Consider the following 13444-nt stretch of genomic DNA (forward strand, 5'->3'; position numbering starts at 1 on the left):
GAAGGCCCTAGGGCACGAGTTCGGCGATATTGGCGGCGACCAGCGCCGCCGGATCGCCGGGGGCCTGCGCGCGAAGCCGCACCACGCGCAGCCCCGCCAGCGCCTGGGCCAAGGCCGGGGGCAGATCGCGCGCGGTCAGCACCGTGCCGATCCCCTGCCCCGCCAGCCATGCGGCCAGCTTCCCGGCGCGCTCGGGCGTCCATTCGTCGGGGGCGGCGATGATGCGGGCGCGCAGATCCAGCCCCAGATCGGCGGCCAGATAGCCGAATTGCGGCGACAGGGCGACGGCCTCGGGGTTTTCCTGCGCGGCCAGCCCCGCATCGGCGCGGGCCTTGGCTTGCAGCAGATCCTGCTTCAGCCCGCGCAGGTTCTCGGCGATCCGCGCGCCGTCGCCGGGAGACAGGCGGGCAAGATCGGCGGCGGTGATCTCGGCCATCTCGCCCAGCCGGGTGGGCGACAGCCAGGGCGCGGTTTCCTCGCCCGAGGGGGGCATCGGCTGAAGCCCCAGCAGCGCGTAAAGCGCGGCGTCGTCGGCAGGGGGCAGCAGCGCGATCCCCGGCAGGCGCTGGTCCAAAGGCCGGGTCGCGTCGATTTCCACGATGCGGATATTGGCGCGGCGCGCGGCGGGATACAGCGGATCCTCGGGCCAGATCCCGCCCAGGGTCAGCACCGCATCCGCATCGCGCGCCGCCGCCTCGGCCTTGTCGCGCCCGCGCCCGGCCAGAAATGAATGCAGCCGCGAGGGCGGCAGGTTCTCGGGCTGGACCGCCGTGACCTCGATCCCGGTGCCCTCGGCCAGCCGCCGGGCCAGGGCATCGGTCGCGGGATGGGCGGTCAGCAGCGTCTCGGCCTGGGCGGCGCTTCCCGCCAGCAGCGCCAGAATCGGGGCCAGCGTCAGGACCAGCCGTCTCATGCGTCACCTCGCATCGCCCGGATCAGGGCGCAAAGCAGAAAGCAGCTTCCCGCGATCAGGATGATCGCCGCCCCCGAGGGCACGGGCAGGTCGAACTGCATCGGCAGCAGGATGCCCGCCAGGGTGGAAAGGCTGGCGATCCCGACCGAGATCCACCAAAAGCCGCGCATCCCCCGCGCCACCGTCCGCGCCGCCGCCGCCGGGATCACCAGCAGCGCGCCGACCAGCACCGCGCCCACGATCTTCAGGCTCGCGACCGTCACCACCGTCACCAGCATCACGAACAGATAGTCCAGCCGGCGCACCGGCACGCCGCGCACCAAAGCCAGCGCGGGATGAAAGCTGGCCGTCATGAAGCGGTTGTAAAGCCAGGCGGTCAGCGCCAGCACCAGCGCGCCCACCACCGCCAGCACCGCCAGATCGGTGCCGTTCACCGTCAGGATCGAGCCGAACAGCACATTTTCCAGGATATGCACGTTGATCCGCCCGGCCAGCACCAGCAGGATCGAGGCCCCCAGCGCCAGCGACATCGACAAAAACACCCCGATCAGCGTATCGGCCGAAAGCCCGGTGCGGCCGCGCAGATATTCCAGCCCGATGGCAAAGATCAGGCAATAGCCGAACAGCGCGCCGTAAGGGCCGGTATAGGGCTCTCCGGCCAGGATCCCCAGCGCCACGCCGGTCAGGGCGGCATGCCCCACGGCCTCGGCGAAAAAGGCGTGGCGGCGGATCACCACCAGCGTGCCGAGACCGCCCAGCATCGGCCCGACGATCAGCCCGGCCAGCATCGCGTTGACCGCGAAGCCCCAGCCAAGCGCCTCGGGCAGCCAGCCCGCCTGGGCCAATCCCTGGACCCAGTGGCGAAATCCCTCAAAGCTCATGCGGCCCCCCGATGCGAGAACAGCGCCAGCACCCGCTCGGGCGTCAGTTCCCGCGCGGGCGGGCCGTCGAACAGCACGCGGCGGCTCAGCGCCGTCACCCGGTCGGCGATGCGGCGCACGGCGTCAAGGTCGTGTTCGACCCACAGCACCGTCACGCCCGACGCGCGCAGATCGGCCAGCAGGCTTTCGAACAGCGCGGCGCCGGATTCGTCCAGCGCGGCCATGGGCTCGTCCAGGATCAGCAGGTCGGGCGCCGGCTCCAACGCCTGGGCCATCAGCACGCGCTGCCGCTCGCCGCCGGAAAGCGCGCCCATGCGGCGGCCGGATTTGCCGGCCATGCCGACGCGCGCCAGCCGCGCCTCGATCCGGGCGCGGGTCGCGGCATCGGCGCGCAGAAAGACCGGGCGCGGCGCGTCCAGCGCGGCCAGGAAATCCAGCACCGTCATCGGCAGGCCGGCGTCGAATTGCAGCGCCTGGGGCACATAGGCGATGCGCCCCGGCGCGCCCGGCCAGTCGATGACAACCTGCCCGCGATGCGGCATCCGCCCCAGCAGGCAGCGGATCAGCGAGGATTTGCCGCCCCCGTTCGGCCCGACCAGCGCGTGGATCGTGCCCGGCGCGACCGTCAGCGCCACGTCTTGCAGCACCTGCGTCCGGCCCAGCACCAGCGACAGGCCCGCGACCGAAATCCCCGCGCCGCTCACGACGCGCCCTCGCGGATGGCGCGGGCGACGGTGGCCAGGTTCTGCGCCATCTCGACCTCGAACTTCTCGGGCGTATAGGCGCCGTGGATGATGTGCGACAAAGGATACATGCGCACGCCCGTCTCGGCCTCGATGGTCTCGACATAGGCCGAGGGGAAATTCGACTCCGAGAAGATGACCAGGACGTTCATCTCGCGGATCTTCTGGATGGTGCGGGCCAGTTGCGCGGGGCTGGGCTCGATGCCATGCGCCGGCTCAACCACGGCGCTGACCTCAAGGCCGAATTCGCGCAGCAGATAGTCATAGGCGCCGTGGATGGTGGCGACACGGAAATCCGGGGGCGGCGCCTGGACCACCTGCGCCAGCGCATCGGCGCGCAGCTTGCGCAGCCGGCGGTTATAGGCGCGGGCATTCGCCAGGAACGCCTCGGCCCGGTCGGGATACAGCGCGCCCAGATCCGCCGCGATGGTCTGGACCTGCGAAATCGCCCCCGAGATCGAGATGAAGGTATGCGAATTCACCACCTTGCCGTCGATCGTATCGCCCAGCCCGCGCGCGAAACCGCCGACGGCGGGCAGCAGCGGCACATTGCGGTTGGCCTCGATCACCGGCACGTCGGGGCGCTCGGATGCCGCGATCATCCGGCCCGCGAAATCGTCATGGCCGATGCCGTTCAGCACCACCACGTCCAGCGCGCCGATGCGGCGGATATCCTCGGCGCGGGGTTCATAGGCATGGGGGTTGAAGCCCACGGGAACCAGCGGCACCGCCTGGCCCATCTCGCCGGCGATATTGGCGACCCAGGAATAATAGGGATGCAGCGTCACGCCGATGCGCAAGGGCGTCGCGGCGCGGGCGGCCCGGCCTAAGGGCAAAGCGAAAGGCAGGGCAAGGCCCGCCAGGATCAGGCTGCGCCTTGTCGGGCTGGGCCTTGTCGGGCTGGGCCTTGTCGGGCTGCGGGGGATCAGGGTCAATGGCCGTCCTTCCGGGTGACGCTGGCATCAAAGCGGGTCACGACCTGCCGCCAGCCCGCCGCGATCAGCGCGGCATCGTCCAGCGCCTGCGGGGCGGTCGCCGTTTCGGCGATCCAGACCGAGGGCGGATCGCCCGCGCGCAGCAGCAGGGCGCGGGCAAGCCCCGCATCGGCGGGCAGGCCCAGCCAGCCGCCACCCTCCAGCGCCTGCCAAAGATGGCCGCCGCGCGCCTGGGCGGTGGCGTCGGGAACAAAGGGCGCCAGCCCCTCCTGGGCCAGCGCCTGGGGCGACGTGTCCGTCAGCCAGGCGAATTCCGGCGCCGCCGTCAGCAGATCCGCCGCCAGCCCCTGTTCCGCCGCGTTCAGCCCCGAACGCAGATCGACCTGCCAGCCCGGCAACGCCGCCACCTGGCCGCGGTCGCGATGCAGCCCGACGACCAAGGCGGCCGCCGCGACGATGGCCAGCGCCAGCGCCAGCACCGCAAGGCTTTCCCGCCGCCCCGAGGCCGGCGGGACGATGACGCGCGTGGTCACGGGTTCAGGCCCTCGACATCCTGCCAGTCCACTTCCACGACATGGCCGGGGCCGGCGTCGAACAGAATATAGAACTCACCCTCGGGCTTGGGGAATTGGACCTTGCTGGCCGCGTCGAATTTCGCGGGGACCAGCACGTCCTCGTCATAGGAAATCACGTCCAGCCTGACCCCCTCGGCGCTGGTGCCGTCGGAAAAGCCGCCGTTGCAGGTGATCGTCTCGCCCAGGGCGGCGCAGTTGCAAAAGGGATAATGCGCGGCGGCGGGCGGCGCGGACAGCGCCAGCAGGACGCAGGCCAGGGTTGCCGGGATTGGGGAACGGATCATTCGCGGCCTTCCTTCCTGCGGCGCAGCCAGTCGGCGGTGGCGGGCGCGACCTCGGCCAGCGGCACCTGGGCCTGATGGGTCGCGCCGCTCCATTCCTCGACCGTCAGCCAGATCGCATCCCGCGCGCGGGCGCTGTCGGGCACCGCCATATCGGCGGTCTGGCGCTCCGGCGGACCCGAGAACAGCGCCCCGGCGGCACGCAGCGAACGCGGCTTGCCCAGGCGGATATGCACGGCGCGGATATCGTCGTCGCAGCCGGGACACAGCGCCAGGCGAAACACCTTGCGCCGGCCAGCCACGCCGGCATTCATCGGCGGGTCGACGGTGAACTCGACCAGGCGCAGCGCATGGGGGCCGGCCTGCACGATGGCGGGTTCGCGCGCGCCCAAGCCCGCCTCGCCGGTATCCATGCGGGCCAGGTGATAAAAGGCGGGAAAGGCCGCGACCGGCACCAGGATCGCCAGCGCGTTCAGATGAAACCGCCAGTCCTGCCACCAGCGGCCCAGCCGGGTCGCGGCATGGCCGCGCTGGATGCCCGCGCTCATTCGGCGGGTCCGGTGACGGGCGCGGGGGCGCGGCGCGCGGCGACATAGGCTTTCGTCTCGCGCGCGGTGCGCTTGGTCCAGATCAGCATGCCCGACAGCACCATCATCGACAGCAGGAGCCCGAAGAAGAAATAGACCAGCTTCAGCCAGATCCCCAGGAAATCCCCGAAATGCAGCGGATACATCAAGGTCGTCGCCAGCTCCAGCGCCGACTGGTCCGCGACCCGGCGCAGCCTGACCACCTGCCCGTCATAAGGATTGACCGAGGCGCTTTCGTAAAACAGCGGAAACGCCCCCCGGCCATAAATATCCACCGGCGAAAAGGCGTTCTCGGGCAGCCACAGCCCGTCCACCCGCAGCCCCGGATGCGCCGCGCGGGCCGAGGCGATCACCTCGTCCAGGCTGACCGGCGGCAGGTCGGCGCGATGCGCCACCAGGGGCAGCGTCTCGCGCTCAAGCACGGTGGGCACGCCCGCCGTCGATATGCTCACACCATTGTCCGACAGCAGCGCCTCGACAAAGAACCAGGTCCCGGTCACGCCGATGATGGCGACGAAGGGCATCGACCAGATCCCCGCCAGCCGGTGGAAATCGCCCCAGAAGGTGCGCGCGCCCTTGCCGATGCGCAGGCGCGGGTTCAGATAGGCGCGCCAGAATTTCTTATAGACCATGATCCCCGTGACCAACGAGCCGATCATCGGAATCCCCATGAAGCTGACCGCATACCAGCCCCAGGAATAGCCCCCGCCCGTCCATGGCAGGAACAGCCAGCCATGCAGCGCGCGGATGAAATAGCGAAACCCCACCGTGCCCGAGACGCCCTGGATCCGCCCGTCATAGGGGTTCACATAGACCGTGCTCGACAGCCCTGCCCTGTCGCTCAGCGTCACCTCGGGCGCGAAATGCGTCTCGACCGGCCATGAAACGGAACGGACCCGGCTTTCCGGGCGCTGCGCCAGGACGGCGGCGATCATCGCGTCGGGGGTCAGCCGTTCGGTGGCGCCCTCGGGGCGGCTGGCGCGCACGTCGGGACTGGTCAGCCAGATCAATTCATGGCTGATCGTGGCGATCGTTCCGGTCACGCAGATAAAGAAGACATAGGCCCAAAGCGGCAGCGCCAGCCAGCCGTGGATCAGCAGCCACAGCCGCGCCATGCCGCCCTTTTTCTTCTTCTTCGGCCTCGGGGCCGCCGCAGGCCCGGTCTGCGCCCGTTCTGTCATCGGATCGTCCCGCTAATCCCGGACCCAATATCGCAAAAATTTTCCGAGAGTAATAGTAGGAATTCCCCGCGCCTTGGGCAAAGACGGAAAAAAGGGCCGGCATGCGGCCCCTTTCCAAAACGCGCCAGGATCACAGACCGATGCGCGCCACGCTCTCGTCGCCGCCCTCGGGCGCGTCGTCGCCGGATTTCACGGTCACGAACAGCGCGCGGCGCTTGGCGTCATAGGCCAGGCTGTTCGGATTGCCGCCGGTCTGGAACTTCTCGACCAGAGCATAGCTTTCGGTATCGAAGACGCTGACGCTGCCCTCGGGGCGGTTGGTGACGTAAAGCCGCTTCGCCTCGGGATCAAAGCGCAGCCCGACCGGACCCTCGCCGGTGGGCAGGCGCTTGATCTCGCCGCCGTCCTTGGCGTCCAGCACGACCACCTGGTTGCCCTCGCCCTTGGGCTTATAGTCGGGAAGCACCTCGGCACGGTATTTCGTGACCCTGGGATGGCCCTGATCGGTGGCAAAGATGCGCCCGCCCTCGGCGTCCAGCGCCAGGTTCAGCAACTGGTCGGCGCCGGTCTCGACCTTGCGCGCGATCGTCAGGGTCTCGGCATCGACGGTGAAAAGCTGGCCTTGCAGGTTCGAGACATAGATCACATCCCCCTTGGGCGCGACGGCGATGCCGGTGGCGTTATAGCCGAAACCGGGCAGGACCTTCTCGACCTTCAGGGCCTGGGTGTCGATGACGTAAAGGCTGGACCCCTGGGGGCGCAGGCCGGGCGCATACAGGCGGTGCCTCTGGGGGTCCAGCGCCAATTCGCGGAAATGGTCGGGATAGCCCTCTTCGCCCGCCTCGTCCTTGACCTTCTCGGCAAGCTGGATGGTGCCGATCACCTTGTTCGAGGCGGTGTCGATGACGATGACGGCGGCATCCAGCCCCGCGCCGACGTAAAGCCGACCCGCCGCGTCGTCCAGCGTCACGCCGAACCCCTTCTTCTCCAGCGGGATCTCAGCCTGGACGGCCAGGCTCTGCGGGTCCAGCCGCAACACGCGCGAGGGTGCCGCATGATCGCCGAAACCACCGGCCGAGACCACGAACAGCGCATCCTGGCTGGGCGAATAGACCTGCTCGTAAAGCCCCTGGGCCAGGGCCACGGCGGCGATGCGGCCGTCCTGCTGGATGACGGCGGCGCCGGTCGCGGGCGCGCTGGCCTGCTCGGCCTGGGCCGCGAATCCGCAAAGTATCAGGCCCGCCAGGGCCGTGGTCAGTCGCAGGGATAGATAACGCATTGGATCTCCTTCCGTTTTCCTCGATCTGCCGGGCCGGGCCGCGGCACCGTCCGACCTGTCTCCAATGGGGTGGCTTGTCCTTGGCCCAAGGACCGGAAGCTGCCTGGCGCAGGGCCGCCTGCTATAAACGGATTTGCCGCCGGATGCCAGCCGGGGCTTAAGGGCCGGGATTGCTTTTCACCGACCCGGAAAAGCCGCCCTGGACCCAGGCCGATTTGCCGCCTCGGCCCTGTCCGGGCCAGGCATCGCGCCCGCGCGGGATCAAGCCTGTCGGCATGCGGCGCGGGCTGGGACGCCCCTGCCCCTCTTATCCGCCGGCAAGCCTGGCCCTGATGCCTTCCCGCGATGCGGCGGAAATCATCCTGTAAACGGGTGCCTTGATGGCATCCCGTAAATGGGCACCTTACGCCATCCCCTTGCGGCAGCCTTGCCCCGCAGGCCCGATCCGGCTATACATGTCTTCGGGACAGATACCTGCCTCGGGCCGGTCCAGGCCCTGCCGGATGCCATGATGGCCATTTTCCGACCCCAGCAAATCAAAGCCAGATTTGATCACAGCCGCAGGAACTCGGCTATTCGCGGATGACTTGGGCGGGACAGGAACAGGGCCAGCCCTTGCCAGGACCGGCCCCGCGATGGTTTCGCTGCGAAACTAGCGGTCAAGCAGCGCCCGGATCTCGGACATCAGGCTGTCCATCAGATCCTCATGCAGCGCATCGCCTTCCAGCCGGATCACATGTGCCCTTCCATCGCGGCTGCGCCGCAGGGTGATGCCGCTGGTGGTCCGCAGGGTCCCGGCATCAAGCCAGCCCGAAGCAACCGGCTTCAGGCGGGGCCGCCCCCCCCGTGAGGGTTCGCGGGGCCCCTCCTCTATCTCGCGCAGCAGCGGTTCGATCAGCGCCCATTCCTCATCCGCGTCGCGCGGCTGGTTCACCGAAAGCACCTCTCGCAACCTGGGCTCGGCGCCACCGCGCAGCGCGGCCGAGATGCGCAACCCCCGCCTTTCGGTCAGCGCCTCGGGAAAGGCCAGCATGTCGCCCAACTCCTCGAAGATCAGCGCGAATGAGCGGACCTTGGACCGCTTGGCCTTCGAGCCGGTGGCGAAAAGCTTGTTCACCGCGTCCTCGGTATTGGCGAAGGCCCCCTGATTGGCGGCGATGACGGCAATCCGGCCGCGCTCGAAATGACTAAGCTCCTGGCGAACCTCGTTTTCCTCGACCATGGCGACGAAAGCCTCATCGCTTTCGGACCGGGGGCGAACAAGGGCGCGGATCCGGGCATGCTTCTCGGCCTGGGTCAGGGCGAAAAGCGCGCGCATGGCTTGCAGCCTGCGATAGCCCGAAAGCAGGCCATAGCGCGGCGCCGCCCCGCCCAAGGCCGGCATCTGAAAGACCTCGATCGGCAGGCGTAGCCCATGGGCAGAGATCGAAAGGCGAAGTTCCTGCATGTCCTCCTCGGACATGACCATGCGGTCGCGGACCATCGCGGTCTCGTCGATCTGCTCCAGGGGTAGTTCGGCGATCAAAAGGCCGCGGGCCTCGGCCTCTTTCAGGCGCAGGGCATCCGCCTCGGCGCGGGCGCGGGCGGTGCGGCTTTCAAGGGTCTCGGCGCTGGCCATCGAGGCGCTTTCGGCGGCGACCTGCGCGATCGGCGCGATGCCCCGGCCGATGGGCGGGCGCTCGGGGGTTTCGCTGCGAAACTGTTCTTCGATCCGGCTCAGATCGGCGGTGCTGGGGGTTTCAAGACGCCTGCGCTTAGCCATTTGCCTGCTCCTTCATCGCCGGGGCATTCTTCATCGGCTCCCGCTCGCTTTGCTCCATTTGCAGATCCCGCCACCAGGTGCCCAGGATCAGTTCCTTGACCTCGGCCCAGGTGCGGTCGAAGGTCTCGCGGCCGCGCACATAGGTGTCGCGGTTGAACTCGCGGTAATCGGCCTCATAGATGCCATTCACCTGTTCGCCGGCCTGCCCCACCATGGCCGTCAACTCCTGGCGATAGGTGGTCATGAAATCGCCGAAATACGCCTGGATCACATTGGCAAGGTCGGTCTGCTGGCCGGCGTCGAAGCGGGTGACGATGGCACGGACGGCATCCCATTCAAAGCGCATCTCAGGCAGGCCACCACGACGGCGGGCGGCATTCTCGCCTTCCTCGATACTGGCGAAGGTCGAATAGAGCATGTCGAAGAAGCGGCCGGTCGAATCGAACTCCAGGAACGAGGCGCCAAGCGGCACCAGCAGGATATCGGCGGCGGCCAGCGCATTGATCGTCAGATAGCCAAGCGCGGGCGGCGTATCCAGGATGATCAGATCGTAACGCGTCGTGATGCCGTCATTGACCAGCGCATTGCCAAGCGCATCCCAAAGCGGCCAGCTTCGCAGGCCCATGCGCCAGACCGGCACCTGGAATTCGGCCCAGTAAAGGTTAAGCTGCGCGCCCAGAAGATCGACATTCGGCCAATGCGTGGGCTGGATCACGTCATTGGCGGTGATCTTCAGCGCCTCGGTCAGTGTCTCGTCGAAGGGCAGGGGGGCCTGGCCGGCGGCGGCGCGGACCTGGTTTTCCTCTTGCAGGGCCAGGGCGTAATCCTTGGCCAGAAGCGGAAAGGCGGTGGACCATTCGTCGGCGACCTTGCCGCCCATGATCGAGGTCATGCTGCCCTGGCTGTCAAGGTCGATCACCAGCACCTTGTAGCCGTCAAGCGCGGCGGACATGGCCAGATGCGCCGCGGTCGAGGTCTTGCCGACGCCGCCCTTGAAATTCGCGACGGCCAGGATCTTGGCCGGCAGCCCCTCGGGGCGCCAGGGCCGATATTCGCGGCCCGCCGCGCCCTCGACCGCGAAATGGTCGCGCAGACGCAGCACGTCTTCCAGACTGAACCATTTCGAATTCCCCTCGCCCAGACCCTGGGGCAGGTCGGGGTTCTTCAAAAGCACGCGGCGGAAATGCGCGGGCGCGACGGGAATGAGGTAACGGCAGACTTCCCAGGTCGAGAAGCGGCGCAGGCGCTTGCGACCATCGGGGGCATAGCCGCGTTCGGCCAGATCCTGGCGTCCACGGGCGGCGAAGGCGGCGGCCTTGGCGAATCGGGCGGTGTCGATGGGATCCGAAAGGCGCTGTGCCGCCCGCGCCGGGTCGATGTTGAAATAGGGGGGAAGGGGAACTTTGCCTGCGGACATGCTGTTGCCTTTGCGATGTGCTGCTTCGATACGTGTTTTCGGGAAACTATTACACATGGCGGGCGCCAAGTGAATCGTGGATCGAGGTTTCGCAGCGAAATCCTTGATAATCATCGTCGAAGACCACGATAAAGCTTGTAGTGCTTTACGAATCTTTAGAATCTTTGGCCCATAATTCCATAGCATTATCAAGTGTATACATGACATAAGGCACCCGGCTACAGGACCAAGGGTGCCCGTATACGGGGCGAGGGGTCCCCGATTCCGGGCCAAGGGGGACCGATTCGCGGGAACCGGGGCATCCGGCTGCGGGAAGCCCCTCCGAGATGCTGCTTTTCGCGCGAAACCGTCCGAAACCCGATCCCTCCATCCCGTAGAAGGGTGCCTGTTCACCTGGGGCCGGTGCCGCAAAACCGCCAAGGAACCCGTTTACAGGACAGCCTGGGCGCCGCCAGAGGCACCCGGAAGCTGATTGTGGGAAGGTGCCTTTTGAGGCATAATGGCAAAAAAAGAATGAAGAGGCGGAGCAATGGACGATATCCCAAGGGACGGCCTGTCGGGCGCGTTGCGCCGGGGTGCGGTCAAGAAGCATGTGGCGGCGATCCATGTCTCGGGCAAGCTGACGCTGTTGCAGCGCAAGCTGTCGAACGTGCTGCTGCTGAACGCCTATGACACGCTGATCAGCCGCACGCGCCATCAGATCGACGCGCGCACGCTGTGCCTGATGATCGGCTATAACAGCAACGACATGGACACGCTGAAGCAGTCGCTGCGCGGCCTGGCCGAAACGGTCGCCGAATGGGACATGCTGGACGAGAAGGGCCAGCAGGAATGGGGGGTCAGCAGCCTGCTCAGCTATGCCAAGCTGAAGGGGGGGATCTGCGAATATGCCTATTCCCCGGCCCTGGCGGAAAAGCTGCACGATCCCAAGGTCTTCGCCCTGATCAACCTGAACATCCAGCGCCGCTTCACCAGCGGCCACGCGCTGGCGCTTTACGAGAACTGCTATCGCTTCGTGCGCACCGGGTCGACGGGCTGGTGGCCCCTGGACCTGTTCCGCCGCCTGATGGGGGTCGAGGGCAGCGCCTATTACGAGACCTTCAAGCATCTGAACGCCAAGATCATCAAGCCCGCCGTCGAGGAGGTGAACCGCACCAGCAATATCCTGGTGACGCCCGAGACCCGCAAGCAGGGCCGCGTCATCGCCGAGATCCGCTTTCGCATCAAGGAGAACCCGCAGCTTGCCATCCTGGACATGGACGATGGCGAGGGGATGCGCCACGGGCCGGTCTATGCCCGGCTGCGCGCGCTGGGGGTCAGCGACCGGCTGGCGCGGCAATGGCTGTCGAGCCATGGCGAAAGCCAGGTTCAGGAAAAGCTGGATTATGTGGCCGGGCGCAAGAACGTGAAAAGCATGGTCGGCTATCTGACCGCCGCGCTGGAGGGGAATTTCGGCGAACCGGCCCCGGCGGCGCCCGAGCCGCCGAACGGCCGGGCCGAGCGGCTGCGCCGCATCCTTGAGGCGGTGAAGGCGCGCACCCCTACCCAGCGCGACGCCGACAAGCGGCTGTTCGCGACGCAACTGGCCGATGCGCGCCTGCGCGAGGATTTCGAGAAGCACGGCTGGATGTCGCCCCTGAACGCCGCCCGGGTCGCGGCCTTCTGGGAAGAGATGTCGCCGGGGCTTCTGGCCGGGTTGGAGGGCTGATCGCGTCCGGAACCGCGCGGGGGCTGTTCTTCTCTGGCGGGAAGGGCGGGGTGGCCATGCGCCGGACAACCGATCCTTGTTCCTTGAAAAGCGGACTGGCACGGGCAGGGCGCTGATCCAGGCCGGAATGCCTTATTCATGGGCAATTTGAGCGGGCAGCAAAAGGATTTTTCTGGGAAGGGACGCCAATCCCCGAAACTCAATCGGGCGGGCTCGACCGAACCCGCCCGGATGAGAGTGATAAACAAAACAACTGGTTAATCGGTAACACATCACTCATCAACCTACGAAAGGCTTATAGCATCATCCAGGGGAGCGACTGAACCTGCCTATTTGGGCAGGATTTCGCCGACAGTCGGCGGAAAGGCGCATGCGCACGGATTCCGCCCCTCTTTCTTGCTCAAATATCCAAACGGCTAGGCTTTTACCCCCGCCACCGGCGCAGGTCGTGCGCCTTCGCGGATACCTGCGCCAAGCGATCTGTCCCGCGCTATTGCGCCGCCGGCGCCTCGGGCAGGGTGCGCGCGACCGAGACCACCTTGGTCCCCGCATCCTCAAGGTCCAGCCACAGATCCATGGCGACAAGCGGCTCGTCCTCGACCAGAAGCACGCGGCAGCCCCTGAGCGTGCGCGGTCCCGGCGGCAACGGGCCGGGCTGCGAAAGGATGGGCTGCGAAAGGATGGGCCCGGCTTTGGCCGGGGGTGCGGGATTGCATGGCATTGCGCCGAACGTTCGATCATGGGGTTCGGTTCAGGGCGGAGAAGGGTTTTTTGCCTTTGCCGGCCGCCCGCCGCTGCCGGATGGGGCCTTGGGAAGTCATGTGGGGCAGGGCGCTGGTCCGGCAGGATCGGTGCCCGAATTCGCGGCGGTGGCGGTGATATGGAAATGGGGCCGCGGAAATGGGCCGGGGAACGGGGCGGGGGCCGGCCACGTTGCCCTGTCTCCATTATCCGAGGGAGCCGCCGATGTTCGCTTTTTTCCCATCCGCTTGCCGGGGGATCCGCCATGGCTGAGGGCATCTTTCCCCGCTTCGATCCGTCCGCCGGGCGCTCTGACCTGCTGGGTGCCGAGTTCCTGGGCGAGGGCACGAATTTCGGCCTGTTCTCGGACCATGCCACGGCGGTCGAACTGTGCCTGTTCGACGAAAGCGGCGACCATGAAATCGCCCGGATGGAACTGCC

Annotated in this window: 13 protein-coding genes; 2 read left to right on the top strand and 11 right to left on the bottom strand. The window is 67.2% G+C overall.

Annotation, left to right across the window (positions count from 1 at the left end; genetic code table 11):
- Positions 1 to 7: 7 nt before the first annotated feature.
- The 11 genes from QM682_RS09985 to QM682_RS10035 form a co-directional block, all read right to left on the bottom strand.
- A complete protein-coding gene (locus QM682_RS09985; protein WP_415129270.1) occupies positions 8 to 913 on the bottom strand; it encodes a metal ABC transporter solute-binding protein, Zn/Mn family in 906 nt (301 codons plus the stop codon).
- Positions 910 to 1794 carry a metal ABC transporter permease gene (locus tag QM682_RS09990; protein WP_415129272.1) on the bottom strand — a complete coding sequence of 295 codons (885 nt, stop codon included), beginning with the start codon at positions 1792 to 1794 and terminating at the stop codon, positions 910 to 912. Before QM682_RS09990 ends, QM682_RS09985 begins: the two co-directional genes overlap by 4 nt.
- Positions 1791 to 2498: a metal ABC transporter ATP-binding protein gene (locus QM682_RS09995; protein ID WP_415129274.1), complete on the bottom strand. Its 708-nt coding sequence runs from the start codon at positions 2496 to 2498 to the stop codon at positions 1791 to 1793. Before QM682_RS09995 ends, QM682_RS09990 begins: the two co-directional genes overlap by 4 nt.
- A complete protein-coding gene (locus QM682_RS10000) occupies positions 2495 to 3472 on the bottom strand; it encodes a metal ABC transporter solute-binding protein, Zn/Mn family (protein WP_415129276.1) in 978 nt (325 codons plus the stop codon). The genes QM682_RS09995 and QM682_RS10000 overlap by 4 nt, the downstream gene beginning before the upstream one ends.
- Positions 3469 to 4005, bottom strand: a complete 537-nt coding sequence (locus QM682_RS10005; RefSeq protein ID WP_415129278.1) for a DUF6162 family protein — start codon at positions 4003 to 4005, stop codon at positions 3469 to 3471. The genes QM682_RS10000 and QM682_RS10005 overlap by 4 nt, the downstream gene beginning before the upstream one ends.
- Positions 4002 to 4331, bottom strand: coding sequence for a hypothetical protein (locus tag QM682_RS10010; RefSeq protein ID WP_415129279.1), 330 nt, complete (start codon positions 4329 to 4331; stop codon positions 4002 to 4004). Before QM682_RS10010 ends, QM682_RS10005 begins: the two co-directional genes overlap by 4 nt.
- A complete protein-coding gene (locus QM682_RS10015) occupies positions 4328 to 4876 on the bottom strand; it encodes a thiamine pyrophosphate-binding protein (protein ID WP_415129281.1) in 549 nt (182 codons plus the stop codon). Before QM682_RS10015 ends, QM682_RS10010 begins: the two co-directional genes overlap by 4 nt.
- On the bottom strand, positions 4873 to 6096 hold the full coding sequence (locus tag QM682_RS10020; protein WP_415129283.1) for a PepSY-associated TM helix domain-containing protein: 1224 nt from the start codon (positions 6094 to 6096) through the stop codon (positions 4873 to 4875). The genes QM682_RS10015 and QM682_RS10020 overlap by 4 nt, the downstream gene beginning before the upstream one ends.
- A gap of 130 nt (positions 6097 to 6226) precedes the next feature.
- Positions 6227 to 7375 (bottom strand): YncE family protein, encoded by a 1149-nt coding sequence (locus QM682_RS10025; protein ID WP_415129285.1) that lies wholly within the window; start codon positions 7373 to 7375, stop codon positions 6227 to 6229.
- A 652-nt stretch (positions 7376 to 8027) separates the two neighbouring features.
- Positions 8028 to 9137: a ParB N-terminal domain-containing protein gene (locus QM682_RS10030; RefSeq protein WP_415129287.1), complete on the bottom strand. Its 1110-nt coding sequence runs from the start codon at positions 9135 to 9137 to the stop codon at positions 8028 to 8030.
- Positions 9130 to 10554 (bottom strand): AAA family ATPase, encoded by a 1425-nt coding sequence (locus QM682_RS10035; protein WP_415129289.1) that lies wholly within the window; start codon positions 10552 to 10554, stop codon positions 9130 to 9132. Before QM682_RS10035 ends, QM682_RS10030 begins: the two co-directional genes overlap by 8 nt.
- A 529-nt stretch (positions 10555 to 11083) precedes the next feature.
- Between QM682_RS10035 and QM682_RS10040 the strand changes: the two genes are divergently transcribed.
- Together QM682_RS10040 and QM682_RS10045 are read left to right on the top strand one after the other, a co-directional pair.
- Positions 11084 to 12262 carry a replication initiation protein gene (locus tag QM682_RS10040; protein ID WP_415129291.1) on the top strand — a complete coding sequence of 393 codons (1179 nt, stop codon included), beginning with the start codon at positions 11084 to 11086 and terminating at the stop codon, positions 12260 to 12262.
- Between the two features lie 1006 nt (positions 12263 to 13268).
- The coding region (locus QM682_RS10045) for a hypothetical protein (RefSeq protein ID WP_415129295.1) at positions 13269 to 13444 on the top strand (176 nt) is incomplete at its 3' end.

It is taken from the genome of Paracoccus sp. (in: a-proteobacteria), assembly GCF_047605025.1.
Lineage (GTDB): Bacteria > Pseudomonadota > Alphaproteobacteria > Rhodobacterales > Rhodobacteraceae > Paracoccus.